Below are 24,338 nucleotides of genomic sequence, written 5' to 3'. Positions count from 1 at the left end.
CAACTAGATTCTTTTGTGTTGGATCAAAAAGAGTCGATGATTAAGGGGATGGAACCGAAACAACAGCCGCCATACCCGCTGCGCATGCCGCCAGACCTGCGGGCGGAGCTTGAAAAAATGGCGGAGGAATCGAAGCGCAGCCTGAATGCCGAAATCGTTGAGCACCTACAGGTGTCGGTGATGCGCAGGCTTAGCAATGCCCAGGAGTCGGAGAACCGGTCGCAGCATCGAGCGCTTTCCCGGCGCCTCTTCGAGATCGAAGCGCAACTGATGGCGATGGAGGAAATCCGGATCTTGCGGGCCGCTCGCTTGGCTGACGCCAAGAAAAACAACCTTGGGACAGGCGACATCAAGGCCGCAGAGATCGATCTGGCCCGGGCTGACCAAGTGCTACGCAAGATGAAGAACGAAATGGCATCGAACATGGATCGATACACGAAACTTGAGTCGCAAATGGCCGAAGCGGCCACGAAGTCATGACCCTTCATGCCCACCGCCAAACCGCGCGAAGCGCGAGCGCCAGCAGGTAGAGCGGATATAGCAGGATGTCAGCGGCGTTCATGCTGCTGCCTCAGCCGGGACAGTGGCCCACGTGTTGCCGTCCATGAACTGGATCAGCAGATCATCGATAGGCATAGGCCCGATGTGACCAAACCAATCGTTCGGGTTCGCATGCGCCTCTTTGGCGCTGGCACACAAGCGTGCCCACTCCGCACGATTTATGCGGGCACGTAGACGCAGTGCCGCCCCTGTTAGCAATCGGTTCGGCTCGATGCCAAGGCGGTACAGCCCGCCGCCAAACTCCTGCATTTCTTGCAGCGTAGCCCAGCGCCTGCTGCCGTCCTTGCCGATCAGGCCTTTGGATGCAGTGGGCTCATAGATTTGGTTGGTGGAGAACCAGACAACAGGGGTTTCGTGCGCGGGGATCCCGGCTGTGGCTGGCTTCAAGATCCCAGCGGCGGCAATGCTCGGCATGAGCGCGCCGATGGTGTAGTGCCATGCGAGAAGGCGAGCCATCATCTAGGCGCCTTCATCGAATACGGCAGCCATTGGATGAAGCCGTCAGCAGCCAGATTCGCAGCGACGTGCGAGTACCAGTGCTGGCCGCGATGCTCCTTGCCGAAGCGCAGGCCAGTAGCCTTGAGAAGGGTCAGGCCGATGAGCACGCCAACGGCGTGTTGAGCGTTTGCCTTGATCGCCAGCTTGTTCATGATCGCTGCCGCTCAGTAGCCCAACCAACCCAGCACTTCAGCGCCGGTGTACTCGGCTTTGTCGCCGACTTCCTGGAAGAACAGCGCGACCGGATCGGGCTCGCCGATGTCGTGCCTGGCGATCTCGCGCAAGGCTTCTGCGCGGGTCACGGTTGCTTCAACAGCTTCTTCGAAATTCATCTTGCTCTCCGGTATATGCGGGAGTCCGCATTGAAAGCATAGTTTACAAGCATGCTTTCAATCCGAGGCAAGGAATTTTGTATTCCTAGGTGTTTTTACCTAGGGATGGGAGCATTCTTTCTTTTCTGGGGGCGCGTGGTCAGTCGATGTACTTGATGACTGCGAAGTTCGATGCATTGCGGCGCACTGGCGTAGATACCGAGCTGCCGACTATGTAGGTATTCGGCCCCACAGCGGTAGCAACGCCTGAGCCGGTTGAGATAACGCCGCGAAGGGTGGAACTGCTGCCCATGCGGATCAGTGCGTCGCCGTTGTGCTTCCTGGCTTCCTTCACCATATCGCCAGACAGCATCGCCATCGGGATGATTGCCCCTTGCCGGTCGTCATAGATGACGCCAAGGACGGTGAATCGTCGCGGTGGTGCGCCATCCCAGATCTCCATTCCGTTGACGATCTCTTTCGTGCCGCCCTGGCCCTCAAACGCATTGTTCTTGGACTCATATTGGCGGAAATCGGTCGTCGTGCAGGCCGTCAGTGCGGCGCACAGTGCAAGCGTAAGAAGTTTCTTCATTGCTTCCCTCCAAGTTTCTTTCCCGTGGTGGCCGCACCGCTTGACGGCTCGCTGCGCACGACTGCAAACAAGGTGCGCAACTTGGTCTTCTCATCTTCGGTCAACTGAGCGAACTGCCTGGCAAATTCCAAGGCGTCATCAGGGATCAGATTATCCGGCCTGGGCTCGCCTTCACCGGTTGCGAGCCAATAGTGATCCACCGATAAGAAGCGCGCGGCCTTCGCACTGTTCTCGGCGTTGAACATCTGGGTTCCAGTCCTGCCGCCTCGAATTGCCTGCCCGATGGCTTGCACCGAGATGCCCAGTTCCTTGCCAAGTGCGTTGCGATCCTTGCGGGCCAGTTCCAGAGCGAGTTGAAGGCGTTCACCGTAGTTCATGAAAGCAAGCTTACAAGTCGTTTCCGAAAGCATGCTTTCAGTTGAGATGAAAGTATGCTTTAATAGAGCATGCTCAAAACCGAAGCTATTCATCTTTTCGGCGGCAGTAAGAAGGAGTTGGCCGCAGCCCTGGAGATCACACCCCAGGCGGTCGGACAGTGGCCCGAAGAATTGCCGCGCCGAATCTCTGACCGAGTAATCGGAGCCTGGACGCGCCAGAACATGGGCGCGCTCCCCAACGTGCCCGGGCTCGCGCCCCAGACGGTCAAGGCCTGAATCATGGCCCGCGCTCACGGCTTACGCCTTGCGAGTGCACGCGCACGACTAGACCGCACCGGCTCTATCGAAGAGACCGAGCTGCCGGAATACGACACCTCCAGATCGCCATCCACCACGCGCATTTCAAGCCGCGTGATCCGGACGCACACGCAGATGTGCCCGGGGTGTTCTGGCACTGCATTTGATGAAACCGCCGTCCTTGAACTGGAGTGAATAACAGGCGGTAGACGGAGAAGGGTGGGGCGTGGTGATTGCATGCCCCGATGTTCATTTGCTGCGGCTCGGAGAACGAGACATGACAGCGCATATGAAAAGACCGGAGATGTATCGATGAATCAATACGAGTTTTCAGCGCGCCCCGCAATGCATTCGGTGGACACCGCGTTGATCGCAAAACAACCCTCCATGACCAGCGCGCTGCAGCTCTGCAAGACCCTCAGCGGGCTGGACGACAAAGCGTTCTATGGCACGGGCGGGATCGTCAAGGATCAAGCTCAGTGGTCGCGAATCATGGGCGCCGGGCAGCACAACTTTCCGCAAGACGCCTTGAACATCTTCATGGACAAGGCCGAGAACGAAGCCCCGCTGCTGTGGCTCCTGTACTCCAGAGGCTATGACCTTGATTCTCTCCGTCACCGCGAAACGGAGATGGAAAAACGGGTGCGCTTGGCAGAAGAGCGCGCCCTGAAGGCCGAAGAGAAGGCCCGCATATTGACCGAAGCAATGCATGGAAGGGTTACGGCATGAAGCAGCTCCCACTTGAAGGGCTGCGGCCCGCATCCATCACCCGCCAGCGCATCCCGGTGCTGTGCGATCCGAAGTTTCAGCGCCATTCGCGCACCAGCGAAGCCGCTGCGGTCAGCATTGCGCCGCATGCCGGCACGCTTGAGGCCAAGATCTTCGCGTACCTGAGCGGCTTCCCGGAAGGGGAGGGCGCCACGGACGAAGAAATGCAGTTCCGCATTCCCATGAACGCGAACAGCCAGCGCCCGCGCCGGGTTGCCCTGGTGAATGCCGGCCTGGTCAAGGACAGCGGCAGGACGCGGCCAACGATCAGCGGCAATCAGGCTGTTGTGTGGGTAGTGGTAGGCGAATGAGCATGGCGCGGGATACAGGCAAGGCAGGCCGATGAATGGCAAGCAAGTACAAGAAGGGCCAGATTTCCTACGACTTCGCCGCCGTGCCATCACTGGTGCTGCGTTCGGCGGAGTGGAACAGCTTGCCGCCCAACGCGCAGAAACTGGCCTTCAACCTGATGGCCCAGTACACGGGCAAGAACAACGGGCGCCTGTGCCCCGCATTCGAGGCCGTGAAGGACTTTGGCTGTCCGGGCAACTGGAAGTCAGAAACAACGCTCATAGCGGCCAAAAGAGCCCTTCTAGAGGCCTCGTTCGTGGTGCACACCCGCCAGGGCCACGCGCCACGAACAAGCGACTGGATCGGATTCACCTGGTGGCGCTTGGATTGGGAGAAGTCGATGGACATCGAGCCACGCGGCTTCCCCTATCTCAACTTCCTACCCCTTCCGAAGGGGGCGCCAAAAACACTTCCTGCCCTCCAGAAATTAGAGGTCAACCCCTCAAAACAGGCCCCAGGACCTACAGAAACTGTAGTACGCGGGCAGGTTGAGACGGTTCTATGACTCCAGTTTTTAGAGGTCACGCCCAATGAAAACGCAAAACCGCTCGACCTCTAATTTCTGTAGGAGTTCTAGAGAAGCCATCTATGTGATTGAGAAGAGCGAAGCGGCAGGCACCCATCAATGACGACGACGAGCAAGGACGACAAATGACGACACTGACGACTGACGGATGGATAGAGGAAATCCCGGGCCTGGAGATCGAACTCCTAGGCAACGGGAATGTGAGGCTGACCGAGAAGGCCGATTTCGAGGGGGAGAGCTGGGTCGATGTGCATCCGATCCATGTTCGATTCATCGCGGAAAAATTGGGCCTGCTGCCAACGCGGACTGCCTGTGATGCCCAAGGCCTCATTGATCTCCGGTCCGAGGTCGAGGGGCTGCAGCGCTGCATGAAGTGGGTTCAGGCTCAAGCAGACAGCTTGCACAAGATGCTCAGCAAGGCCAACGACCGGCATGACCACGAGCTTTACCCAGAGGTTTATTCGGCTTTGGAGCTGCTGAACTTCTGCGATTTCCAAATCGATGCATTCGAGAAAACGGGGATCTGGGCGGCTGAGCGGCAGTCAGAACCCGCTTCCAGCCCCAGCAAGGGGCAAGCATGGGCCTGGCAGCAGCCTCTGGAGAAATCCTCAACGAAGTTCCTCCTGATGGCAATGGCACACCTTGCCGGCGATAGCGAGCGCTGCAGCGCATCGGTGCAGGAGCTGGCAGACAAGACCTCCCAAGACAGAAAAACAGTCCTCGAAGGCCTGAAGCGTCTCAGCGACGCCGGGTTGATCGTGGACACGGGCGAGCGCTCCGGCGCAACCAAGAGCGTTGCCGTCTACTGGCTGGCAACGGATCTCAACTACGAGCCTCCGAAAACGGGACAGCTCAATTTTGAAGGGGAAGACAAATGATCGAGACCATCCGCAAAGTCCTGAAGCCGTACCGCAATCGCCTGACCTATGCGCTGTTCTTCGCGCCGTTGGTCATCGGGTTGTGGCTCCTGTTCGGCTGGATGCCGATTGCTGCAGGCGCTGCTGTCCTGATCGTTGGACTCGTCTACAGCAACGCGCTCACGCGCTTGAACAAGTGGCTGGAAGCCGCGCAGTAGAACCCAGCGGTAACCCAGTGCTAACCCAGCGTGAACCCAGAAGGAACCCAGCGCTAACCCGCTGGGTTTTCTAGGCCATGGGAGGCAAGTCCATGCCCATGGCTGGGCCTGCCTTCAGCTTCGAATCGGAGCGCGGCCCGTTCAACAGCATCCCGCAGCCATGCGCCGGATGTGGTGCGACTCGCTACCTGCCCTCCGGCGATTGCGCCTACTGCGGCAGGCCATCGGTCACGAACAAGTCACCCGTGACCAACCAAGACAACCACGACGAAGGGGAACGCAATGAGCATGCGTGAATTTGAGCAGTACCTGAAGAACTCGGATTTCTTCGCCGACACCATCAACGCGCACCGGGTTGCTACCGCCCAGGTTGTCGCCAGCTTCGCGTTGTTGCTGAAGCAGGAGGGCAAGGTAACGGACGACCAGCTCCGCCGCTTGCTGCGCCGCCTGGAGGATGCAACGGGCTCGCCGTCGATTGACGGTGGCCGGCGACTGTTGGCCGTGCGGATCGAAGACGCCGTGAAAGGTGGTCAATGAACATCACGGAGCGCTATGCAACCGCCGTGCGGTCTTCGAACCTGAGGATTGACGAACGCACAGCCCGATCAGACACCGATGTACTCGGCGCAATGGGCCTTGCGTCGATCAGGCATCCGCTGGCCGTGGCGCTGCATCGGCTCTTTGCCGGTGACAACACCGCATCCGTGGAAATCGTGGACATCCTTTCCGACGACGCCTGGAAGCAGGCGCGCAGGATGCGTGTAAAGCTCAGCCGCCAGCAGGCGCAGCATCTGGCGCAGTCTTGCCTTGCGTGGCACCGCAACCCCGTTTGCAAGGTCTGCAGCGGCCACGGGCGCTTGGTGATCCCGGGAACCAAGACCCTGCGCGACCGCTGCGGTGCATGCCGTGGGACTGGCCGAACCCTGTTCGCCGATCTGTTCGCTCATCAGCATCGGCAACTAGCCAACTGGGTAATCGTGCACATGGAGACGCACCAAGCGGAGGCCGGCCCGGAAGCAATGCGACAGATCGCGGGCTATCTCGATCTGAAGGGGTTCATTGCAGAAGCGGGGCGCGAATAGTGCTTTGCGCTAACGCAACTTGGTGGCATAATCGTTGGCGCTGTATATGGCACGGGTGTTCCGGCGAAAATAATATTGCAGCACCGCGCCCCTTGATGGCGTAGCCACCCCTAAAGATTTCCGAACCCGCCCGCTGAAAAGCCTGGCGGGTTTTTGCTTTCTGGCCTCGGTGGAGCGGCCTCGGATGCCGCCCGGTCCAATGGGATACGCGACACGTTCGAATCGTGCCCGACGCCACCCTATAGCTCCATGCTTCGGGCTCGCGCCCAGCACCTATTTGCCGATCTGCCATGTGCAGACACGGTTACGCCACCGCAGAGAAGCGGCGGCAGCCTAATTCAGTGAATGCGCAGGCTGATGCGCAGCAAGCGTGACCTTGGGACCAACGGAACAACTGCCGCCCAAGCCGGAGATCAGCACCGGCCACTGAAACCATTGCAGAAGCCATTCCCCCGCCATCGAAAGGTGCGCGGGGGTTCACGTAGGAGCGCCGATGCGCTACGAAGTCCGCCACAACAACCAGACTTGGCATGTGTTTGACACGCTGGTCTACACGGCTGTCGCCGCGCATGCGCTCGAAAGCAGGGCCTTCGCGCATGTCTGCAACCTGAACGGCCAACCCAATCGCCGCCCTGCATCCTTGCTCGGCTGAAGCCTGCAGTTGTCTCCGGCTCGGCATCCCTTCGCCGAACCTTCAAGCCCGCCCTTCGCAAGATCGGCGGGCTCTTTTCTTTGTCGCGGCTATCCCGCTGAAAGAACCCCATGAGCATCAAGAAAGAGATTCGAGAAGGCAACCTGATCCCGGCATGGTACGGGGTTGCATGGACTGAATATCGCGAAGGCAGCCTATACGGCCATTGCCTGCCCATCCCGCTGAACTTGATTGCCGGGTGGGCTCGGCGCCTGTACTTGTGGGTCAAGCATGGCGGCAATGGCTTCCGTCATCAATTTTCCACGTCGCGCCCCGATCTCCTGGACACCTCTGGGGGATGACGTGAGAGCGCCAGTGCAAAGCCCGTGCTGCGAGAGCTGCGGCGCGCCCATCCCGGCTCTGCGATGGGATGGCACCTATATGCCCGTGATCGACGGGATGCGGTGCGGGTATTGCCGCGAGCCAATCCCAGTCAGCCGCATGCATTGGGCTGCAAAGGATGGGCTTCAGATCTTGAAGGACACAGCCTCACATTACCGATTCATCCGCTCGGATGCGCTCGGAACCATGGTGACGGTGTTTGGCGTGGGGGTGGGGCATGGCTGATACGCGCAGGCTCAAAACCTCGTTTGGCGGGAACCTTTACGCCATGTTCGAAATGCCGTGCGTGGAGCCTGAGAAGCGCATGGTTGCAGGCCGCTACGGATGGGCCTGCCATCGCTTCCCGATCAAGGGCGGAAAGTCGCGGGGAGAAACGATCTACCGAGATGCCCTCCAGCGCATGGCGGATAACGTGACCCGCAACAACGCGCTGATAAACCACCTGATGGCCAAGACCCCCGCGAAATCTGCGGGGGTAGGGGTGCAGGAATTGCGGGGGTGGGCTGCAGATTCTGCGGGGTGCGAAATCTGCGGGCTGCAGATTCTGCGGGGGTCTGCGAATGGCTAAGGCGCAGCAACCTGCAGCAGCCGAGAAGGCGAAGAAGGCGGCGCCGCGCACCACGAAACGCCGTGAAACGCCAAGCAACGCCAGCAAGAGCCAGGCAACGCCAACGGGGCGCCCTTCGTCGTTCACGCAGGAGATTGGCGACAGCATCTGTGAAGCTTTGGCAGACGGCATTAGCTTGCGGAAGATCTGTTTGAGTGAGGACATGCCGAGCAAATCGACCGTGTTCCGCTGGCTGGCTGATGAGGCGTATGCATCCTTCCGGGACCAATACGCGCAGGCGCGTGAAACGCAGGCCGATTCGCTGTTCGATGAGATCGTGGAGATTGCCGACACGCCGATGGTTGGCCGCAAGACCAAGACCGACGCAAAGGGCGTTGAGGTCACGGAAGCCGACATGATCGAGCATCGCCGGCTACAGGTTGAAGCGCGGAAGTGGGTTGTTGGGAAGTTGAAGCCCAAGAAGTACGGCGACAAGCTGGAGTTGTCTGGAGATGCGGACTCCCCGCTAGTCGTGGAGATCGTCCGGCATGGCACGAATCCAGCTCCCAAATAACTGGAAGCCACGGGACTATCAGCTACCGGCCTGGACCTACCTGGAGAACGGCGGCAGGCATGCAGAGCTGATTTGGTCGCGTCGGTCGGGCAAGGATGAGGTAGCGCTACACCGCACGGCGGTTGCGGCATTCGAGCGGCCTGCAGGCTATTGGCACATGCTGCCGGAGGCTGCCCAGGCCCGGAAAGCGATCTGGAAGGCGGTCAACCCGCACACGGGTAAGAAGCGCATCGATGAGGCTTTTCCTCTGGCGCTGCGGTCATCGACCAATGACACGGAAATGCTGATCACGTTCAAGAACGGATCAACCTGGCAGGTCATCGGGTCGGACAACTTCAATAGCCTGGTTGGCTCAGCGCCTGCAGGCATCGTGTATTCGGAATGGGCTCTAGCCGATCCCTCCGCCCGGGCCTACCTTCGCCCGATCATTGCGGAAAACAACGGCTGGCAGATGTTCATCACCACGCCACGGGGCCGCAACCACGCGCATAAGACCTACATGGCAGCGAAGGACGATCCCGACGCCTTCGCCCAGGTGCTGAACGCTACGCAGACCGGAATTCTGACGCCTGCGCAGCTCGAAAAAGAGCGGCTGCAGTACATCGCCGACTTTGGCGAAGAGTACGGGCAAGCGAAGTTCGAACAGGAGTACATGTGCAGCTTCGAGGCTGCGAATCTCGGCGCGATCCTGGCCCGCTCGATTGGCAAGCTGGAGGTTGCTGGGCGCATCGGGCCGCATGTGCGGTACGACCCAGCCGGCGCGCCCATCGAGATCAGCGCCGACATCGGGCGACGTGACCGGGCAACCTGGTGGTTCTGGCAGCCCCGCATGGGCGGGTACTCGCTGGTTGACTATGACGGCGGTTGGGGCATCGACGCGGAAGAATGGTGCGACAAGCTGCGAATCAAGCTGCTGGGGAAGCGGCTCGGAAAGATCTGGCTCCCGCACGACGCGCGCGCCAAGACCTTCGCAGCCAAGCGCAGCGCCATCGAAATCTTCGTGAGCGTGTTCGGCGCTGACAAGGTGGCCATCACGCCAGACAGCACCAAGGCCGACCGCGTGAACGCCGCCCGCCTGGTGATCGGCAAATGTGAGTTCTCCGACCAGTGCGACGAGGGCCTAGATGGTCTGCGTGAGTGGTCCTACGAATTCAACGAGGACACCAAGACATTCAGCAGCGAGCCCAAACACGATTGGGCATCGCATGACGGCGACGGCTTCTCCTACGGCTGCCTTGTGATGCAGCAGACAAAGCCGCCTGTCGCGCCACCGGAAGCGAAATTCCCGGTGTTGGCGAAGGCCGGAATGATGACCACGGGCATCACGCTCGATGAGATGTGGAAGACGGCTCCGAAGAAGAGCACGAGGCTGTGACATGACCCCTTTCAACACGATCCGCGAGATTGGCACCGTAACTGCTCAAAACCACCGGCTGCCGAGCCCTGAGCTACTGGGCTTCCTCTGCGAGCGAGAAGCACGCAAGAGCCGCCCGAAGGGTCATTCCGCCGTGCTGCGCTGCATTGCAGTGACCCTGCATCGCGTGCTTCCTGCGCGCGTCCATCTCACGCGCGACTTTTTCACGGTGCATTGACGCTATGAGCCTGTTCCCCATCCTTGCAGACAAGGTGCAGCTTTCCACGGTGGCGCCAGTCGCCACTGACGCATTCGTCTGCGGGATCCTGCGCGATGCGTCCAACGCGGTTGCGCGGGTCGCCCTTGCCGGTGGCGCCCAGGTCAGCAACGGGCTGTTGCGCACCGCGCTGGGCCAGGTCATCTACGTGGATGCGACTGCCGGCCTGCCTGCTGGAACGCAGTTCATCAACGGTTTGCCGATCTCGCCGGCTGGTGCGCTGTGCTGTTCGTCCGGTGCGGCAGTGAGCTACACCAACGGAATTCCGTTCGCAGCGAATGGCGCAGTGGCTGCCGACATGGGACTAGGCCCGGAGCTGGTCACGAACGGGAACTTTGCAGCCGGCTCGACCGGCTGGACGCCTGGCGCGGGCTGGTCGATCACATCGAAGCTGATCGCCACGGCGGCGGCGGTGGGCACCTTCACGCAGAGCGGCCCGGTGGTCACTGCAGGGCAGACCTACCAAGCCTCGATTACTTGCGACTCCTTCACATCGGGCGGCTGGAAGCTTCTCACAGAGGGGGGTGCCAACGCCGTGGGCGACCAAGTAGCCGCAGGCACTTTCAATGGCACGGTGACCTCTCCCTCAACGGGAAGCATCTATGTGTGGTCGAACGTGGTTCTAACAGCCTCGTTCACCAATGTTTCATTTCGGAAAGTCCTATGACGCTTGCCAACCTAACCACCATCGCCGCGCTTCCGTCCGGTGGTGGCGCCGCCGCATCGCTGCGCAAGGACTCGGCACCAGCGCAAAAACTCGAGACTGCGCAGCCTGCGCCCTATCGCGGCTTCGAAATCATCGACATCGTTCCCTCGCGCATCCCATCCCCCTTCAGCCCTGAGTCATTGACGCACTGGCGCGCCGTGGCTGAAGGTGTGAGCGCGGCCATAGTGAATCTGACCGGCCTTGAATCTGCCGCGCGCGACTACCGCAACGGCCAGTCCGTGAAGGAGTTTTTTGAGCGCGAGTACATGTGCCAACCGACAGGCCTTGTCGCGCCCAACGCGGCCAGCGAGCAGGAGCAGCAGGCGCCCCGCAAAGAGTCGATCCAATCGCTTCTTTCGAAGTTCGCCGGCCCGGGCTCCCCTTGGGTGCTGTCGGTGAACCATGACGCCTGGCGCAACACCGAGACAGGCCAGGAAGTCACTGGCTTGCAGATCCTGCAGCACGGATTTCCCGATCCGATGATGGGCGGTGAAGAATGAATTGGCTCGACGCGCTGAAGCTCGCCGGGAAGGAGCAAGAGAAGTTCATTGCGCGCGGGAAAAAGATCGTCAAGCGCTTCCGTGATGAGCGTGGCGCGGCAGAGACCGGACAGGCCAGCAGCGGCGAACGGCGCTACAACATTCTTTGGAGCAATGTCCGCACGCAGTTCCCGGCGATCTACAGCAAGAAGCCGCGCGCCCAGGTTGAGCGCCGCTACAAAGACGCCGACCCGGTAGGCCGCACGGCATCAGAGATCCTCGAACGCGCGCTCCAGTACGAGATCGACCACTATCCGGACTTCGACGCGGCATTGCGTTGCTCGATCCTGGATCGGCTGCTTCCTGGCCGTGGTGTCGCGTGGGTTCGCTTCGACGCAGGCGACCAGATCACGGATGACGCGACCGAAGAGCATGAAGACGAGGCCGCAGAGAAAAAGCAGGAGCCGGGCGAACAGCTTTCGGCGGATGACCTGTTCGGCGGCCAATACGCACAGCCCGCTCCCGCACTGCCTGGCGCGATGCCTGGCGCTGCTGACCCGGCTGCAGGCATGCCGGCGCCCGGCGCGCAGCCTCCCGGCCTCCTTGGCGCTCCTGCCCCTGTTCTTGAGGCATCGACCGCAACACCGGAACTGCTGGCGCTCATGGGCATGCCGCAGGCGCCGGTCAAGCCCAACACCAAGGGCTACGAGTGCACGCCATCCGATTACGTGTTCTGGGAAGACTTCCGTTGCTCGCCGGCCCGCACCTGGGAAGAGGTCACTTGGGTGGCGCGCCTCGTCTACATGGGGCGCAAAGAGGGAACCAAGCGCTTTGGCGCGAAGTTCAAAGAAGTTCCGCTGACGCATGAGCCCATCGGCCTAGACAAGGATGTGACCCAGCCCGACGAAGCCAAGAAGGCGAAGATCTGGGAAATCTGGGACAAGACCGAATGCAAGGTCATTTGGCAGGCCGAAGGCTTCAGCGAGCCGCTGGATACGAAGGATGATCCGCTTGAGCTGGATGGATTCTTCCCGTGCCCGAAGCCGCTGTTTGCGACGACGACGACCGACACGCTGATTCCGGTTCCCGACTACGCCGAATATCAAGATCAGGCCAATGAGCTTGATGAGCTGACAGGCCGGATTTCCATGCTGGTCAAGGCAGTCAAGGCCGTTGGTGTGTACGACGCCAGCCAGCCGGCTATCGAACGCCTGATGCAGGAGGGCACCGACAACGAGCTGATCCCGGTGGAGAACTGGGGTTCGTTCCAGACCTCTGGCGGCCTGAAGGGCACCGTTGACATGCTGCCGCTCGATACGGTGGTGAACTCGCTGAACGAGCTGTACAAGGCCCGCGAAGCCTGCAAGCAAGTCATCTTTGAGGTTACTGGCCTCAGCGACATCATCCGCGGTGCTTCGATGGCTTCGGAGACCGCGACCGCTCAGCAGATCAAGAGCAATTTCGCATCGCTGCGCCTGAAAGAGACGACGCAGGATGTAGCCCGTTTCGCCAGTGACATCCTGGGCATGAAGGCTCAGATCATGTCCTCGATGTACCGTAAAGAAACGCTGCTTGAGATGTCCGGCATCCTGCAGACGGAAGACAAGCAATACGCCGAACAGGCAATCGACCTGCTGCGCAACGACACCATGCGCAGCTACCGCATCGAGGTGGCCGCCGATTCAATGGTGGAGCTGGATGAGCAGGCAGAAAAGAACTCCCGCATGGAGTTTCTGCAGGCCGTGGGCGGCTTCCTGAAAGAAGCGGTGGCTGCCGGCCAGACGCAGCCCGAACTTCTTCCGCTGCTGGGCGAAATGCTGATGTTCGCCGTCCGGTCCTTCAAGGCTGGCCGCCCGATGGAAGCAGCATATGAAGCGTTCATCCAGAAGATGAGCCAGCCGCAGCAGCCGAAGCCAGATCCGGAAGCGCAGAAGCTGCAGGCCCAGCAGGCTCAGGCCGCCGCCGATGCGCAGCTGGAAGTCAAGGTAGAGCAGATGCGCGGACAGGAGCGCATGGCGGTGGAGAAGTACCGCACCGACGCCCAGCGAGACCTTGAAGCCTTCCGCGCCAAGTTGGCCGCAGACGCCGCCGACCGAGACGCGAACTATGCGCGTGAACTTGAACAGCTCCGCGCGCAGATCGATGACCTCAAGAGCATGCGCCAGGCGTCTACCGCCATCGCTGTCGCTGAACTGAAGAACGGCGGAACGATCACGCCAGAGCAGGACATGGCCGCTGATGCGGCTGCATTGAGCCAGGGGCAAATGTGAGTGCCGAAACGCATCCGCTGACCTTCATTGATCCCGAATGCGGGCGCGCGGCTTTCCATATCACTGGAATTCCTGTCCCGCGCACCGTGATGGCGTCAAAGGATGTCCGGCACATCGACAACAGGCCGGTGCTGCCTGGAGAGATTGCCGCTTGTGATTCATGCCGACGCCCATTCATGCTGGCAGGGCGTGACTCATTGCGGCTGCTGAACCCCGCCAACTACGTGCCACGCGGCATCGAAGCCGCCTAGCTGTCATGCCCATCTACGCAACCAAATGCCCGCACTGTGGTGCCAGGCAGGATGTTTATCGCGCCGTCAAAGACTACGAAGACCTCCCCGAATGCTGCGGGTCGAAGGTGGAGCGCGTCCTTTCCGCGCCCTATGTCATCGCTGACATAGCGCCGTACCGCTCGATGGTGACAGGCGAAGTCATCACCAGCCGATCACAGCACCGCGCGCACCTGAAGCAACACGGAAAGATCGAAATCGGCAATGAAAAGTTCGACCCCGCGCGGCGCCCAGAGCCGACCGGCATCAAAGAAGACGTGGCGAAAGCCATCCAGCAACTAGGCGGCTAGGCCGCACAAAGGAAATCCCTTGAGCACTGAAAACAACTCCCTCCGCGACGCCCTCGAAAGCGCTTTCGACGCAGCCGAATCACCCGAGACCACGGGCACCACTGGTGCCGCAGCCGGCGATTCGACGGCGACGACCGACGCCACGGCAGCAGCGACCGAAACCACTCGCCAGCGCGACGAGGCGGGCCGCTTCGCACGCGCCCAGGCTGCTGCAGGGGCCACGCAAGCGACGGAGCAAGGGCAGGGCGGCGCAGCATCGAACGGTGCAGCGAATGCGGCGCTCAATGCCGCAACGCAGGCCGCTGGCGGCGCGAGCAAGGCGCCTTCTTCGTGGAAGCCGGAAGCCCAGGCCGTCTGGGCAAAGATCGACGCCGGCACCCCTGTGACGCCGGCAGAAGTGAAGCTGCTGCGCGACGAAGCCGCACGCCGTGAGGGCGACTATCACAAGGGCATTCAGGGATGGAAACAGCACGCCACCGCAGGGCAGGCCTACGAGCAGGCGATTGCCCCCTACCGCGAGACGCTGAACAAGCTGGGCGTTGACGGCGCTACCGCTGTCGCTGAGCTGATGAAGGCGGATAACACCCTTCGGTATGCCCCGGAGTCCGTAAAGGTGCAGGAGCTTTTGAGGCTGGCCCAAGTCTACGGAATCGATCTCAGCAAGCAATTCACGCCGGAGATCGCGAAATACGAGCGTGAGCTTTTCGACATGAAAGAGAAGCTTGCGCAGAACGAATCCGCACAGCGGCAAAGTGTCAGTGATTCGCTTGACAGCGAGCTGAACCGCTTTGCCTCTGCGCCGGGCCATGAACATTTTGAGGCTGTTCGTGTGCACATGGCATCACTGATATCCGGTGGTGTCGCAAAAGACCTCGAAGACGCCTATCAACAGGCCGTGTTTGCAAACCCTCAGACCCGCACCGCGTTGCTCGATCAGCAACGACGCGCGTCCGAAGAGAACGCCCGACTTCAGAGAGCGCGCACCGCCTCAGGAAGCGTCCGGGGTTCCTCGCCAGCAGCCGGCACCCCCAGCGCAGTAGGGAACAGCGTCAGAGACGCCATTACCGCTGCGTTTGACGCCCACTCATAGCTAAGGAGCCTTAAATGGCATTCCCAAACCTCTCCGACATCGTGGCGACCACGATCCAGAACCGCAGCGGCAAGCTCGCGGACAACGCGCTCAAGCAAAACGCGCTCCTGAACTGGCTGAACGAACGCGGCAACGTGAAGACCTTCAGCGGCGGTAACGTGATCCTGCAGGAGATCATGTACAACGATGCGAACACGCAGAACGCTGGCTCGTACAGCGGCTATGACGTGATCGACATCACGCCGAACAGCCCGATCAGCGCCGCGCAGTTCGACATCAAGCAGTACGCTGCTGCTGTGACCGTGAACGGCCTGGAGACCCTCCAGAACGCCAACAAACAGCAAATCATCGACTTGCTCGATGGTCGCGTGTCGCTTGCCGAAAAGCAGCTCATGAACACGCTGAGCGCAGGCGTTTACGGCGACGGCACCGGCAACGGTGGCAAGAACCTGACCGGCCTGGCTGCTGCGGTTTCGACCACGCCGACTTCGGGCACCTACGGCGGCATCAACCGCGCAACCTGGACCTTCTGGCGCAACGTGGCGTTCTCGGCGCTGACTGACGGCGGCGCGGCTGCTTCGTCGGCCAACATCCAGAGCTACATGAACCGCGTGTTGCTGCAGACCATTCGCGGCGCTGACGCCCCCGATGTGGCCGTGGCGGACAACAACTACTACCGCTTCTTCCTGGAGTCGATGCAGGCCATCCAGCGTGTTACCGACGACAAGACCGCAACCAGCGGCTTTGCCGGTCTGTCGTACTACGGCGCCGGCAAGAAGATGCAGGTTTTCTGCGATGGCGGCATCGGTGGTTCGATCCCGACCAACCGCATGTACTTCATCAACAGCGACTACATGTTCTTCCGCCCCCACTCGGAACGCAACATGGTGCCGATTGGCGGTGATCGTCAGTCGGTCAACCAAGATGCTGTGGTGAAGCTGATCGGCTGGGCCGGCAACCTCACCACCAGCGGCTCGCAGTTCCAAGCTGTGCTTGGCGCGTAAGAAAGGAAGGAACAGAAATGGCAGCACCATTCACCACCGATCAGAAACTGGGCGTTGATCTCAACAGCACCACTCTGGCTACGGACATCGCTTCCGGCGCAGACCGCCCGGATGCCATCCTGGGCACCATCGTTCAGGCAACCAACGGAAAGACCTACGTGTACGCGCAAGCGAATGCGTCGATCAGCGCCAGCACCGCTGTGTGCACCGTGAACGCTTCCACCTTCCTGGCTACGGCCTCGGGTGGCGCCTACACGTCGCCCCCGGTGGCGATGGTGGCCGGCGATACGGGTTGGTTCAGCAAGGCCAACGTGTAAAGGCGAAAAGCAATGGCACAGGTTCAAAACCTCATGGCGTTCAGCACGCCGCCATTGCTTGCGCAGGCCATCGTTGGGGAGGTTGCCAACAACCTTACCGCCGCTGGCACCACGCAAGCCAATGCGTTGAAGCTGTCCGCCGTTAACAACATCGTGACCACCACCGCCGCCTCTACGGGCGTGCAGCTCCCGGCAACGGGCACGGGTGATGGCATCACGGTGGCAAACCTCGGCGCGAACGCGCTGCTGGTCTACCCCGTCACGGGCGGCGCCATTCAAACCGGCGCGGCCAATGCGGGCTTCTCTGTCGGCGTTGGCAAGACTGCGGTTTTCACCGCACGCGACGCCAACGGCAACATGATCGCCGTCCTCAGCGCCTAACCAACGCTACCCCTCAAAGGCCTCCTTCGGGAGGCCTTTTCTTTTGCCCAAAGGAAATCCCTCATGGAATACGTTGAATCTCAAAAAGTGCACGTTGAATTTCGCATGGACTCCGTTTCGTCGCAGTACCAGAGCGAAGCGGCGGGCCACCCGGTCTACGTGGAAAAGCCATTCATCACGATTGCCATTCCCGGGCAACCAAACACCATCATCGACACGGTGGCGGACATCGGATATCAGCAACGCTTCCCCGAGCAGTGGGCGCGCTTCAAGGCCGGCAACGTGGATGAAGTGGTCAACGGCTGGCGCCTCGAATCGTGGCCCGCAGTCAACACCGCCCAGGTGAAGACGCTGAAGCACATGGGCGTGCACACCGTCGAAATGCTCGCCGACATGTCGGACGCCGCATGCCAGAACGTGGGCATGGGCACCATGGAACTCCGCACCAAGGCAAAGGCCGCAGTCGCTGCCGCAGCCGGTGGCGCCCAGGCCGAGCAGTACGCCGCAGAAAACAAGCGCCTGCGCGATGAAATGGACGCGCTGAGGGAGCAGGTAGCGAAGATGTCGGCGGCACAAGAAGCCGGCGACGAACCGGCGCCGCGCCGCCCCGGTCGTCCTGCACGCCGTGCTGAAGGTCAAGAGGCCTAAGAATGACCTTGCTCCAGTTGATTCAGCAGGTCTGCAACGAGCTGGGCATTTCGCCGCCTACTGCGGTGGTCAGCTCGACCAATGCACAGATCCGGCAGCTCTTCGCCCTGCTGAATCGACATGGGCATGACCTCGCAAGACAGTTCGAATGGGAGCGCTTGGATAAAGAGTGGATCGTCAACACGGTTGCATTCGACATCCAAGCCACCTTCACGCTCGGCAGTCCGGTAGTCACCACCGCCAGCACCACGGGGATCACTACCAATTTCGGCCTGAACAGCAGCAATACGACGCCGTTTTCGACGGTGCTGTCGGTGGACAGCTCAACGCAGTTCACCATGAACATGCCATCAACCATCGCGGGCCTTCAAACGGTCACTATGTCGCAGGTTGCGTATCCGCTGCCTTCCGACTGGTTGAAGCAAATCCCCCAGACCGAATGGGACCGCACGAACCGTTGGCCGATGCTCGGGCCGAAGTCGGCCCAGGAGTGGCAGTCCTTTAAATCCGGGATCGTCTATGCCGGCCCGCGTGAGCGCTTTCGCATCCAAGGTGGCTCGCTGCAGATCAGCCCGCCGCCGCCCAACGGGCTCACGTTCGCCTATGAATACATCTCGTCTTCGTGGGTCGTGGCCGCATCGGGAACGACCAAGCCGGCATTCACTGCTGACACCGATACGACGATCTTTGATGACTCGCTGATGGTCGTTGGTTTGAAGATGCGTTGGCTTCGCGCCAAGGGCCTGGATTTCAGCGTTGAGATGCAGGAATTCAACAACCTCCTGAGCACCATCAAGGCGCAGGACAAGAGCGCGCCGAAGCTCTCTCTGTCGCCGGTCAGCGGGAGCATCTATCTCGGAACCGCGAACATCCCTGACGGGAATTGGAGCGCTTCGTAATGCAGGCCGCGCGGACCCGTTCCTTTCCCGCGCCTATCGGGGGTCTCAATGCGCGAGATCCGCTGGCCGCGATGAAGCCAACGGATGCGGTGATCCTGGAGAACTGGTGGCCAGGCCCTTCCAGTGTGGAAGTCCGCAAGGGATGGACGCAATGGTCTACGGGGTATGTCAACCCCGTCCAGACATTGATGCGCTACGCCCCGACGAGTGGCGCATACAAGCTGTTCGCTGCGGCTGGCGGCTCGATCTTCGACGCAACCGGCGCCGGCCCGGTTGGCGCTGCTGTGGTCACCGGTATGTCTTCGGCGCAGTGGCAGCACACAAACATTGTGACCCCTGGCGGGTCGTTCCTTTGGATGGTGAATGGCGTTGATCCGGCGCAGATGTACAACGGCGCCGCCTGGAGCGTGCCCGCAGTCACTGGCGTTTCGACAAACAACATCATCAATGTGAACGTGTTCGGGAATCGGCTGTTCATGGTCGAAAAGAACACGCTCAAGGTTTGGTATCTGGCGGTTCAGAGCATTGCCGGAGCGGCTACCGCATTCGACCTGTCAACGATCTTTGGCCGTGGCGGCTATCTGATGGCGATGGGCACATGGTCAGTCGATGCCGGCAACGGCATGAATGACATGGCGGTGTTCGTCTCGTCCGAAGGAGAGGTGGCCGTCTACCAAGGGGCAGATCCGGCAAGTTGGACGAAGCAAGGCGTTTACCTGGTTGGGCGCCCCATCGGCCGCAAATGTCTGACCAAGGTTGCCGGCGACTGCCTTTTGCTTTCTGAGGATGGGCTTTATCCGCTGAGCAGGGCGCTGCAGTCATCGACTATTGACCGCTCCATCGCGGTGACGGACAAGATTCAAAAGCTGATCGCGGACGCGACCACCACGTATTCGACCAACTACGGTTGGCAGACGACGCTTTTCCCGGATGCCAATCAGCTTTGGATCAATGTCCCCAGCAACAACCTAAACAACTACCAGTTCGTTCAGAACACGATTTCAGGTTCGTGGACAAAGTTCACCAACATGAATGCGATGTGCTGGGAGGTCACCGGGCAATCGATCTTCTTCGGCACCACCAATGCCGTTTGCAAGGCGTGGAATGGGCAGTTCGACAACACCGCGCAGATTCAAGCGGATGCACTGAGCGCCTATCAGCACTTCGGTGCGCCGGCTGCCGCGAAGTATTTCACGATGGTGCGCCCATCGCTCACGGCGGACGGCAATCCCTCGATCCTCTACGGCCTGGATCTCGACTTTCTCGACTCCCCGGCTGATGGTGCGCTTTCGTACATCCCGCCGACCAACGCGATGGTTTGGGGAACGATGGTTTGGGGCTCGATGATCTGGGGCGGAAGTCTGCAGCAGATCGGCTCATGGGAGACCGTGGGCGGAGTGGGCTACTACGGCGCCTTGCGGCTCACGGTGCAAGCGAATGGCTCGATGGTCGTCTGGAACGCGACAGATTACGTGTATCAGGTTGGCGGGGTGCTGGCGTGATCGTCTTCGACGCCGACCGTGTAGGCCAATGGGTATGCGAGCGCACGAAGGGCACCTATGAGCCCGGCACATCCAGTGCAATTGGTTTTGAGACTGACGGGGCGCTAACCGCTGGCGTCCTTTACGACATGTTCAATGGTCGTTCGGTGTGCATGCATGTGGCCATCGAAAAACCAGTGACGCGGGAATACACCCGAATCTGCTTCGACTACCCGTTTAATCAGCTGGGAGTCTTGAAGGTAATCGGTTTGGTTGACTCGACCAACACCAAGGCGCTGCGCTTCGACAAACATCTAGGCTTCATCGAAGAGGCCCGGATTGTCGATGGCGGTCGTTCTGGTGATCTGGTCTTACTGACCATGACGCGGCAGCAATGCCGATGGATCAAATGAAACACCTACTAGACATCCCCCAATACGATGAGCGGGCGTTCGCGCCTGTCGCTGGTCGCATGCGCCTGTATGGTGGCAAGTCCGCCGCGCCCGCCGCGCCCGACTACATCGGACAGGCCAACGCCCAGGCCGCAGGCAATTTGGCTGCCGCGCGCGCGACGACCGCAGCCAACCGCATCAATCAGGTCACGCCTTACGGAAGCATCAAATACACGCAGGGCACGGGCTTTGACCAAGCCGGGTATGACAAGGCCGTCAAGGATTACGAGTGGACTCAAAACGCCTTGGACAACATGGATGACAAGGCGCAGGCTCAGCAGCTTCGAGAGTATTACGCGCACACAGGCGCCTATCAGAAGCCGACGCGCGAACAGTTCACCAGCGACCCTGACACCTGGTCTTCGCAGATCGAGCTGAGCGATACCGGAAAGCAGCTTCTCGACGCATTCAACAAAACAAGCCTCGGCCTCGCTGATCTGCAGGGCACTGCAATGGACCGGGTTCGCAGCTCGTTGGCTACGCCCTTCGACACTTCCGGCCTGATCGACATCAACGACAAAACCGGGATGGATGGCTGGGACCGTGCCACGGACCTTATCCGCCAGCGCCAGAACCCCGAACTTGACCGCCAACAAGCCGCGCTTGACGCCAAACTGGCGAATCAAGGGCTGACGCAAGGTTCTGAAGGCTGGAGCATCGGGCAAAGCCAGTTTGGCAAACAACGAGCAGATGCCGACATCGCCGCGCAGCTCGCAGGCCTGCAGGCTCAGAACCAGTTTTTCAATCAAGCGATCTCAGGCAATCAGGCCACGCTGCAGCAGCGCAACTTTCTGCGCCAACTTCCGCTGAACGAACTGAACGCGCTGCGCACCGGCTCCCAAGTCACGAACCCGACTTTCAACACGCCAGGCCAGCAAGGACAGACCAGCGGGCCTGATCTGTTGGGCGCGACGAAATCTCAGTATGAATCCCAGGTGGGCAATGTGAACGCGCAGAACGCGCAATCGGCCCAGGCAACCCAGGCAGGCATCGGCGTGCTTGCAACCATCGCCTCCTTCTACTGATGCTCGACCATCTCGCGTTTTTCTATCAGGTCATCATCGCAAGCGAATTCCTGCTGAAAGAGGCAATCTTTCTGCTGGGCGATGATGGATTTGAAGGCGATCTGAAGGCCTTCTATGCAAAGCATCTCGAAGACGAGAAAGGGCATGCCGAATGGCTGAAGGAGGATCTGGGAGAACACCCGATCAATCTTCACTTCGGTGCGGCCCAGCTCGCCGGCATGGCGTACTACCTGGTTCGACACGTGCATCCCGTGGCGCTACTTGGGTACATGAAGGCGCTCGAAGGCCATCCCATTCCGATTGAGTACGTGGAAGCCGTCGAAAAGGCCCACGGTGCACAGGCCGGGCGAACCCTGCGCCTTCACGCAATCGAAGACCCGCACCACATGCAAGAGCTGGAAGCCGTCGCAGTCCCCAGCCAATGGGCTCCATTGGTCGAATCGACGCGACTGCAGACCAGAAAACTGATCGAGGGCCTCTCATGAACGCAAACTTTTTTGAAGCAGCTCCGGACCCGGCCAGCGATCCTGCCGCATTCCAGCAACAACAAGCCATGGCCCAGGCACTGCTGCGCCGTGGCGGTACGCAGCAGCAAGGGCAGACCGTTAACGGGCACTACATCCCGCCTTCGGAGGCCTCCTACGCCGGGCAATTGGTGAATGCGCTGGCCGGTGGCTACAAGCGCGATCAACTGCGAGATGCAAGCCGGGCCTCCGACATCCTGAACGGTGGAAACGGTGACGTGACGCCGATGCAGAAGATGGGAACCTGGCTCGGCGGCCTCTTTGGTGGAGGTGCTTCGTAATGGCTAACACCGTCAATTTCTTCCAACCCGGCACCGAATCGGCTGTTGATGCTGGGCAGATCCAGCGCCAGCGAGAGATTGCGGCAGCTCTTCTGAAGCAAGGGCAAGCCACGCCACAGGGGCAGATGGTCAGCGGTCACTATGTTGCGCCGGCTGCAACCTCGTACCTGTCGCAACTGGTCAGCGCTTTGGCGGGCGGCTACAAGCAACGCGAAGCCGACCAGAACGAGCGAGACTTGGTGCAGCGCATGAAGAGCGCGCGCGAGAAGGAGTCCAACGACTTTCTGTCCGCCCTCAGTGGTACGCCCGGCAAGCCTGCGCGAGACATCCCGCCCCTCACGCCCAACGACGACGAGGGCAACCCCATGCCCGTGGCGCGGGCCGACGCGGTTCCCGGTGTTCCCGCCGACCAGAACAAAGCCCTGGGCATCGGCATGCGCTCGGACAACCCGACGCTGCAAGCATTGGCCGCAAAGCTGATGGAACAGAAGATGCAGGATTCCGCCTTTGAATCGGCCTTTGGTGTCGGTGGTGGTGGCGGCGGGGCTGGGGGGCTGCCTGCTGCGCCTTCCGGCTCTCCTATGGGGCCTGCAGGGCCTGCAATGGGCGCGCCTGGTGCCATGGATGCCGGCATGGCCCCTCAAGGCGCTCCAGCGCCTGCCATGGCTGGCCGCAGTCAGTTCCTGGGCGACAACCCGGGGCAGGTTCCTGCAGGCCTCGCGCGCTTGGCGTTCCGCAAAGATCCCGCCGAAGTCGCCAAGATGATCATGGAGGCCCGCAAGCCTTCCAACGTGACCGAAGGCGGCACGCTATACGACCAAGTGACTGGCCGGCCAATCTTCACCGCACCGAAGACGGAAGCGGGCATTGGCGTGAATGGTGGCGTGGCATCGCCGATCCCAGGGTTTGCAGAGGCTCAGGCTCGCCGCGAAGGCATGGTGGCGCAGGCCCGGCAGCGAGCCGAATCCGAAGACACGATGGTCACGGTCAACACGCCGAACGGCCCTCTTATGGTCACGCGCGCCCAGGCTCGCGAGATGGCTGGTGGCGCTCCCACCGGAGGCGGCATGCAGCCGCGCGGGCCAATGGGAACGGCGAACCCGACAGAGGCGGCCATGGGGCGCTCTGCGGTCATCAACGACGACCCGGGCGCTGCCGCTGCGCGCGAAATCGCCGCCCTACGCAACGACTTGACCAAGGTCCCTGACGCCTCTTCAAAGCAGATCATTCAAGCCGAAATTGACCGGCTAACGGATCAGATGAAGAAGTACGGGACTTCGGCGGGTGCGGGCGGCACCGCTGCGCCCGCTGGTGGCGCCCCTGGCATCCCGCTCCAGTCTGACGCCGCGAAGGAGTACGAGACAAGCCGCGCAAAGGATTTCGCCACGCAGGCGGGGAACCTGCAGAAGGCGCGCTCTTCGGCCTCCAGCATGCTCAGCAACCTGGATACGCTAGATCAGCTCTTCAAAGATCCCAACGTGGCCAAAGGCGGCGCTGCGGAAAACATCTCTGGGCTGAAGAACATTGCAAGTTCGTTCGGCCTAGACGTGAAGGGCGTAGGCGCGGAACAGGCCATCCAGTCGATTACCAACAAGATGGCGCTTGACCAGCGTTCGACCGCTGACGGCGGCGGCATGCCTGGCGCCATGTCGGATGCTGACCGGAACTTCTTGAAGGCCCAAACGCCAGGACTCGAGAAGACGCCGGAAGGCCGTGCGCTGATCATCGCGAATCAGCGAAAGATCGCGCAGCGTCAGATTGAAGTGGCGAATATGGCGAACGACTACGAGCGGCAAAACGGGCGCCTTGACGCCGGGTTTGACAAGCAGCTTGCCGACTACGCCGCAGCGAACCGCCTTTTCCCGGATGCTCCGAGCGGGGCGAGCGCTTCGCGTGCTGCGGCCCCAGCAGCGCCGGACTTGCGCAGCCTGGCCGCGCAGGAGCTGGCACGGCGCCGCGCCAAAAACGGAGGTTGATC

35 protein-coding genes are annotated in these 24,338 nt (G+C 60.8%); 30 read left to right on the top strand and 5 right to left on the bottom strand.

The annotated features are described in order from the left end of the window. The first annotated feature begins 18 nt into the window (after nucleotides 1-18). Complete coding sequence (locus WIX39_RS26315; RefSeq protein ID WP_409196256.1) at nucleotides 19-480, top strand: Arc family DNA-binding protein; 462 nt, start codon at nucleotides 19-21, stop codon at nucleotides 478-480. 78 nt (nucleotides 481-558) lie between these two features. On the opposite strand, the gene WIX39_RS26310 is transcribed toward WIX39_RS26315, so the two are convergent. The 5 genes from WIX39_RS26310 to WIX39_RS30895 all read right to left on the bottom strand — a co-directional run bounded on the left by WIX39_RS26310 (nucleotide 559) and on the right by WIX39_RS30895 (nucleotide 2,633). After that, the gene (locus WIX39_RS26310; RefSeq protein ID WP_409196255.1) at nucleotides 559-1,017 is read right to left on the bottom strand and encodes a hypothetical protein; all 459 of its coding nucleotides are present in this window, start codon (nucleotides 1,015-1,017) and stop codon (nucleotides 559-561) included. Further along, entirely contained in the window at nucleotides 1,017-1,211 is a 195-nt protein-coding gene (locus tag WIX39_RS26305) for a hypothetical protein (protein ID WP_409196254.1), read from the bottom strand. Before WIX39_RS26305 ends, WIX39_RS26310 begins: the two co-directional genes overlap by 1 nt. A 12-nt stretch (nucleotides 1,212-1,223) precedes the next feature. Continuing rightward, nucleotides 1,224-1,391 carry a hypothetical protein gene (locus WIX39_RS26300; RefSeq protein ID WP_409196253.1) on the bottom strand — a complete coding sequence of 56 codons (168 nt, stop codon included), beginning with the start codon at nucleotides 1,389-1,391 and terminating at the stop codon, nucleotides 1,224-1,226. A gap of 139 nt (nucleotides 1,392-1,530) precedes the next feature. Further along, nucleotides 1,531-1,962 carry a hypothetical protein gene (locus tag WIX39_RS26295; protein ID WP_409196252.1) on the bottom strand — a complete coding sequence of 144 codons (432 nt, stop codon included), beginning with the start codon at nucleotides 1,960-1,962 and terminating at the stop codon, nucleotides 1,531-1,533. Further along, nucleotides 1,959-2,633, bottom strand: coding sequence for a helix-turn-helix domain-containing protein (locus WIX39_RS30895; RefSeq protein ID WP_431197049.1), 675 nt, complete (start codon nucleotides 2,631-2,633; stop codon nucleotides 1,959-1,961). Before WIX39_RS30895 ends, WIX39_RS26295 begins: the two co-directional genes overlap by 4 nt. Nucleotides 2,634-2,948: 315 nt before the next feature. Between WIX39_RS30895 and WIX39_RS26280 the strand changes: the two genes are divergently transcribed. From WIX39_RS26280 to WIX39_RS26140, 29 genes are all read left to right on the top strand, one after another. Further along, on the top strand, nucleotides 2,949-3,365 hold the full coding sequence (locus WIX39_RS26280) for a hypothetical protein (RefSeq protein WP_409196249.1): 417 nt from the start codon (nucleotides 2,949-2,951) through the stop codon (nucleotides 3,363-3,365). Further along, on the top strand, nucleotides 3,362-3,715 hold the full coding sequence (locus tag WIX39_RS26275; RefSeq protein ID WP_409196248.1) for a hypothetical protein: 354 nt from the start codon (nucleotides 3,362-3,364) through the stop codon (nucleotides 3,713-3,715). Before WIX39_RS26280 ends, WIX39_RS26275 begins: the two co-directional genes overlap by 4 nt. Nucleotides 3,716-3,750: 35 nt before the next feature. Continuing rightward, a complete protein-coding gene (locus tag WIX39_RS26270; protein ID WP_409196247.1) occupies nucleotides 3,751-4,260 on the top strand; it encodes a hypothetical protein in 510 nt (169 codons plus the stop codon). Between the two features lie 146 nt (nucleotides 4,261-4,406). Beyond that, complete coding sequence (locus WIX39_RS26265; protein WP_409196246.1) at nucleotides 4,407-5,159, top strand: helix-turn-helix domain-containing protein; 753 nt, start codon at nucleotides 4,407-4,409, stop codon at nucleotides 5,157-5,159. Further along, nucleotides 5,156-5,356 (top strand): hypothetical protein, encoded by a 201-nt coding sequence (locus WIX39_RS26260; protein WP_409196245.1) that lies wholly within the window; start codon nucleotides 5,156-5,158, stop codon nucleotides 5,354-5,356. The genes WIX39_RS26265 and WIX39_RS26260 overlap by 4 nt, the downstream gene beginning before the upstream one ends. A 282-nt stretch (nucleotides 5,357-5,638) precedes the next feature. Continuing rightward, a complete protein-coding gene (locus tag WIX39_RS26255; protein WP_409196244.1) occupies nucleotides 5,639-5,893 on the top strand; it encodes a hypothetical protein in 255 nt (84 codons plus the stop codon). After that, nucleotides 5,890-6,438: a hypothetical protein gene (locus WIX39_RS26250; RefSeq protein WP_409196243.1), complete on the top strand. Its 549-nt coding sequence runs from the start codon at nucleotides 5,890-5,892 to the stop codon at nucleotides 6,436-6,438. The genes WIX39_RS26255 and WIX39_RS26250 overlap by 4 nt, the downstream gene beginning before the upstream one ends. Nucleotides 6,439-6,931: 493 nt before the next feature. Further along, nucleotides 6,932-7,090, top strand: coding sequence for a hypothetical protein (locus WIX39_RS26245; protein WP_409196242.1), 159 nt, complete (start codon nucleotides 6,932-6,934; stop codon nucleotides 7,088-7,090). Between the two features lie 110 nt (nucleotides 7,091-7,200). Continuing rightward, nucleotides 7,201-7,431, top strand: coding sequence for a hypothetical protein (locus WIX39_RS26240; RefSeq protein WP_409196241.1), 231 nt, complete (start codon nucleotides 7,201-7,203; stop codon nucleotides 7,429-7,431). 257 nt (nucleotides 7,432-7,688) lie between these two features. Beyond that, nucleotides 7,689-8,039: a hypothetical protein gene (locus WIX39_RS26235; protein WP_409196240.1), complete on the top strand. Its 351-nt coding sequence runs from the start codon at nucleotides 7,689-7,691 to the stop codon at nucleotides 8,037-8,039. Continuing rightward, nucleotides 8,032-8,592, top strand: coding sequence for a terminase small subunit protein (locus tag WIX39_RS26230; RefSeq protein WP_409196239.1), 561 nt, complete (start codon nucleotides 8,032-8,034; stop codon nucleotides 8,590-8,592). Before WIX39_RS26235 ends, WIX39_RS26230 begins: the two co-directional genes overlap by 8 nt. After that, the gene (locus WIX39_RS26225) at nucleotides 8,567-9,967 is read left to right on the top strand and encodes a terminase large subunit domain-containing protein (protein WP_409196238.1); all 1,401 of its coding nucleotides are present in this window, start codon (nucleotides 8,567-8,569) and stop codon (nucleotides 9,965-9,967) included. The genes WIX39_RS26230 and WIX39_RS26225 overlap by 26 nt, the downstream gene beginning before the upstream one ends. 1 nt (nucleotide 9,968) lies before the next feature. Next, nucleotides 9,969-10,184 (top strand): hypothetical protein, encoded by a 216-nt coding sequence (locus WIX39_RS26220; RefSeq protein ID WP_409196237.1) that lies wholly within the window; start codon nucleotides 9,969-9,971, stop codon nucleotides 10,182-10,184. A gap of 4 nt (nucleotides 10,185-10,188) precedes the next feature. Next, nucleotides 10,189-10,890 carry a hypothetical protein gene (locus WIX39_RS26215; protein ID WP_409196236.1) on the top strand — a complete coding sequence of 234 codons (702 nt, stop codon included), beginning with the start codon at nucleotides 10,189-10,191 and terminating at the stop codon, nucleotides 10,888-10,890. Further along, nucleotides 10,887-11,429, top strand: coding sequence for a hypothetical protein (locus WIX39_RS26210; RefSeq protein WP_409196235.1), 543 nt, complete (start codon nucleotides 10,887-10,889; stop codon nucleotides 11,427-11,429). Before WIX39_RS26215 ends, WIX39_RS26210 begins: the two co-directional genes overlap by 4 nt. Continuing rightward, entirely contained in the window at nucleotides 11,426-13,678 is a 2,253-nt protein-coding gene (locus WIX39_RS26205; protein WP_409196234.1) for a hypothetical protein, read from the top strand. The genes WIX39_RS26210 and WIX39_RS26205 overlap by 4 nt, the downstream gene beginning before the upstream one ends. A gap of 256 nt (nucleotides 13,679-13,934) precedes the next feature. Next, the gene (locus WIX39_RS26200; protein ID WP_409196233.1) at nucleotides 13,935-14,258 is read left to right on the top strand and encodes an FmdB family zinc ribbon protein; all 324 of its coding nucleotides are present in this window, start codon (nucleotides 13,935-13,937) and stop codon (nucleotides 14,256-14,258) included. Nucleotides 14,259-14,277: 19 nt separating this feature from the next. Beyond that, a complete protein-coding gene (locus WIX39_RS26195) occupies nucleotides 14,278-15,348 on the top strand; it encodes a hypothetical protein (RefSeq protein ID WP_409196232.1) in 1,071 nt (356 codons plus the stop codon). Between the two features lie 14 nt (nucleotides 15,349-15,362). Further along, complete coding sequence (locus WIX39_RS26190; RefSeq protein WP_409196231.1) at nucleotides 15,363-16,352, top strand: phage major capsid protein; 990 nt, start codon at nucleotides 15,363-15,365, stop codon at nucleotides 16,350-16,352. 17 nt (nucleotides 16,353-16,369) lie between these two features. Further along, nucleotides 16,370-16,669 (top strand): hypothetical protein, encoded by a 300-nt coding sequence (locus WIX39_RS26185; RefSeq protein WP_409196230.1) that lies wholly within the window; start codon nucleotides 16,370-16,372, stop codon nucleotides 16,667-16,669. Between the two features lie 12 nt (nucleotides 16,670-16,681). Then, nucleotides 16,682-17,050, top strand: a complete 369-nt coding sequence (locus WIX39_RS26180; protein WP_409196229.1) for a hypothetical protein — start codon at nucleotides 16,682-16,684, stop codon at nucleotides 17,048-17,050. Nucleotides 17,051-17,113: 63 nt separating this feature from the next. Next, nucleotides 17,114-17,698 carry a hypothetical protein gene (locus WIX39_RS26175; protein ID WP_409196228.1) on the top strand — a complete coding sequence of 195 codons (585 nt, stop codon included), beginning with the start codon at nucleotides 17,114-17,116 and terminating at the stop codon, nucleotides 17,696-17,698. A gap of 2 nt (nucleotides 17,699-17,700) precedes the next feature. Beyond that, nucleotides 17,701-18,597: a hypothetical protein gene (locus WIX39_RS26170; protein ID WP_409196227.1), complete on the top strand. Its 897-nt coding sequence runs from the start codon at nucleotides 17,701-17,703 to the stop codon at nucleotides 18,595-18,597. Between the two features lie 71 nt (nucleotides 18,598-18,668). Further along, a complete protein-coding gene (locus WIX39_RS26165) occupies nucleotides 18,669-20,099 on the top strand; it encodes a hypothetical protein (protein ID WP_409196226.1) in 1,431 nt (476 codons plus the stop codon). After that, nucleotides 20,096-20,491, top strand: a complete 396-nt coding sequence (locus WIX39_RS26160) for an N-acetyltransferase (RefSeq protein ID WP_409196225.1) — start codon at nucleotides 20,096-20,098, stop codon at nucleotides 20,489-20,491. Before WIX39_RS26165 ends, WIX39_RS26160 begins: the two co-directional genes overlap by 4 nt. Continuing rightward, nucleotides 20,479-21,555 carry a hypothetical protein gene (locus tag WIX39_RS26155; protein WP_409196224.1) on the top strand — a complete coding sequence of 359 codons (1,077 nt, stop codon included), beginning with the start codon at nucleotides 20,479-20,481 and terminating at the stop codon, nucleotides 21,553-21,555. Before WIX39_RS26160 ends, WIX39_RS26155 begins: the two co-directional genes overlap by 13 nt. Further along, on the top strand, nucleotides 21,555-22,040 hold the full coding sequence (locus WIX39_RS26150) for a hypothetical protein (RefSeq protein WP_409196223.1): 486 nt from the start codon (nucleotides 21,555-21,557) through the stop codon (nucleotides 22,038-22,040). Before WIX39_RS26155 ends, WIX39_RS26150 begins: the two co-directional genes overlap by 1 nt. Continuing rightward, nucleotides 22,037-22,360, top strand: a complete 324-nt coding sequence (locus WIX39_RS26145) for a hypothetical protein (protein ID WP_409196222.1) — start codon at nucleotides 22,037-22,039, stop codon at nucleotides 22,358-22,360. Before WIX39_RS26150 ends, WIX39_RS26145 begins: the two co-directional genes overlap by 4 nt. Then, complete coding sequence (locus WIX39_RS26140) at nucleotides 22,360-24,336, top strand: hypothetical protein (protein ID WP_409196221.1); 1,977 nt, start codon at nucleotides 22,360-22,362, stop codon at nucleotides 24,334-24,336. The genes WIX39_RS26145 and WIX39_RS26140 overlap by 1 nt, the downstream gene beginning before the upstream one ends. Nucleotides 24,337-24,338 lie beyond the last annotated feature (2 nt).

This window comes from Variovorax sp. AB1(2024), assembly GCF_037482385.2.
Lineage (GTDB): Bacteria > Pseudomonadota > Gammaproteobacteria > Burkholderiales > Burkholderiaceae_C > Variovorax.
Note: the sequence above shows the minus strand (reverse complement) of the source record. Positions and strands in the feature narration are given on the sequence as shown.

Bases quoted from the DNA above. Each gene is read 5' to 3' on its own strand.
- WIX39_RS26245 (WP_409196242.1), top strand. From the start codon at position 6,932: ATGCGCTACGAAGTCCGCCACAACAACCAGACTTGGCATGTGTTTGAC.
- WIX39_RS26230 (WP_409196239.1), top strand. From the start codon at position 8,032: ATGGCTAAGGCGCAGCAACCTGCAGCAGCCGAGAAGGCGAAGAAGGCG.
- WIX39_RS26270 (WP_409196247.1), top strand. From the start codon at position 3,751: ATGGCAAGCAAGTACAAGAAGGGCCAGATTTCCTACGACTTCGCCGCC.
- WIX39_RS26260 (WP_409196245.1), top strand. From the start codon at position 5,156: ATGATCGAGACCATCCGCAAAGTCCTGAAGCCGTACCGCAATCGCCTG.
- WIX39_RS26310 (WP_409196255.1), bottom strand. From the start codon at position 1,017: ATGGCTCGCCTTCTCGCATGGCACTACACCATCGGCGCGCTCATGCCG.
- WIX39_RS26175 (WP_409196228.1), top strand. From the start codon at position 17,114: ATGGAATACGTTGAATCTCAAAAAGTGCACGTTGAATTTCGCATGGAC.
- WIX39_RS26235 (WP_409196240.1), top strand. From the start codon at position 7,689: ATGGCTGATACGCGCAGGCTCAAAACCTCGTTTGGCGGGAACCTTTAC.
- WIX39_RS26185 (WP_409196230.1), top strand. From the start codon at position 16,370: ATGGCAGCACCATTCACCACCGATCAGAAACTGGGCGTTGATCTCAAC.
- WIX39_RS26170 (WP_409196227.1), top strand. From the start codon at position 17,701: ATGACCTTGCTCCAGTTGATTCAGCAGGTCTGCAACGAGCTGGGCATT.
- WIX39_RS26140 (WP_409196221.1), top strand. From the start codon at position 22,360: ATGGCTAACACCGTCAATTTCTTCCAACCCGGCACCGAATCGGCTGTT.
- WIX39_RS26145 (WP_409196222.1), top strand. From the start codon at position 22,037: ATGAACGCAAACTTTTTTGAAGCAGCTCCGGACCCGGCCAGCGATCCT.
- WIX39_RS26225 (WP_409196238.1), top strand. From the start codon at position 8,567: ATGGCACGAATCCAGCTCCCAAATAACTGGAAGCCACGGGACTATCAG.
- WIX39_RS26155 (WP_409196224.1), top strand. From the start codon at position 20,479: ATGGATCAAATGAAACACCTACTAGACATCCCCCAATACGATGAGCGG.
- WIX39_RS26250 (WP_409196243.1), top strand. From the start codon at position 5,890: ATGAACATCACGGAGCGCTATGCAACCGCCGTGCGGTCTTCGAACCTG.
- WIX39_RS26210 (WP_409196235.1), top strand. From the start codon at position 10,887: ATGACGCTTGCCAACCTAACCACCATCGCCGCGCTTCCGTCCGGTGGT.
- WIX39_RS26200 (WP_409196233.1), top strand. From the start codon at position 13,935: ATGCCCATCTACGCAACCAAATGCCCGCACTGTGGTGCCAGGCAGGAT.
- WIX39_RS26265 (WP_409196246.1), top strand. From the start codon at position 4,407: ATGACGACACTGACGACTGACGGATGGATAGAGGAAATCCCGGGCCTG.
- WIX39_RS26240 (WP_409196241.1), top strand. From the start codon at position 7,201: ATGAGCATCAAGAAAGAGATTCGAGAAGGCAACCTGATCCCGGCATGG.
- WIX39_RS26180 (WP_409196229.1), top strand. From the start codon at position 16,682: ATGGCACAGGTTCAAAACCTCATGGCGTTCAGCACGCCGCCATTGCTT.
- WIX39_RS26205 (WP_409196234.1), top strand. From the start codon at position 11,426: ATGAATTGGCTCGACGCGCTGAAGCTCGCCGGGAAGGAGCAAGAGAAG.
- WIX39_RS26275 (WP_409196248.1), top strand. From the start codon at position 3,362: ATGAAGCAGCTCCCACTTGAAGGGCTGCGGCCCGCATCCATCACCCGC.
- WIX39_RS26295 (WP_409196252.1), bottom strand. From the start codon at position 1,962: ATGAAGAAACTTCTTACGCTTGCACTGTGCGCCGCACTGACGGCCTGC.
- WIX39_RS26255 (WP_409196244.1), top strand. From the start codon at position 5,639: ATGAGCATGCGTGAATTTGAGCAGTACCTGAAGAACTCGGATTTCTTC.
- WIX39_RS26165 (WP_409196226.1), top strand. From the start codon at position 18,669: ATGAAGCCAACGGATGCGGTGATCCTGGAGAACTGGTGGCCAGGCCCT.
- WIX39_RS26215 (WP_409196236.1), top strand. From the start codon at position 10,189: ATGAGCCTGTTCCCCATCCTTGCAGACAAGGTGCAGCTTTCCACGGTG.
- WIX39_RS26150 (WP_409196223.1), top strand. From the start codon at position 21,555: ATGCTCGACCATCTCGCGTTTTTCTATCAGGTCATCATCGCAAGCGAA.
- WIX39_RS26220 (WP_409196237.1), top strand. From the start codon at position 9,969: ATGACCCCTTTCAACACGATCCGCGAGATTGGCACCGTAACTGCTCAA.
- WIX39_RS26190 (WP_409196231.1), top strand. From the start codon at position 15,363: ATGGCATTCCCAAACCTCTCCGACATCGTGGCGACCACGATCCAGAAC.
- WIX39_RS26300 (WP_409196253.1), bottom strand. From the start codon at position 1,391: ATGAATTTCGAAGAAGCTGTTGAAGCAACCGTGACCCGCGCAGAAGCC.
- WIX39_RS26305 (WP_409196254.1), bottom strand. From the start codon at position 1,211: ATGAACAAGCTGGCGATCAAGGCAAACGCTCAACACGCCGTTGGCGTG.
- WIX39_RS26280 (WP_409196249.1), top strand. From the start codon at position 2,949: ATGAATCAATACGAGTTTTCAGCGCGCCCCGCAATGCATTCGGTGGAC.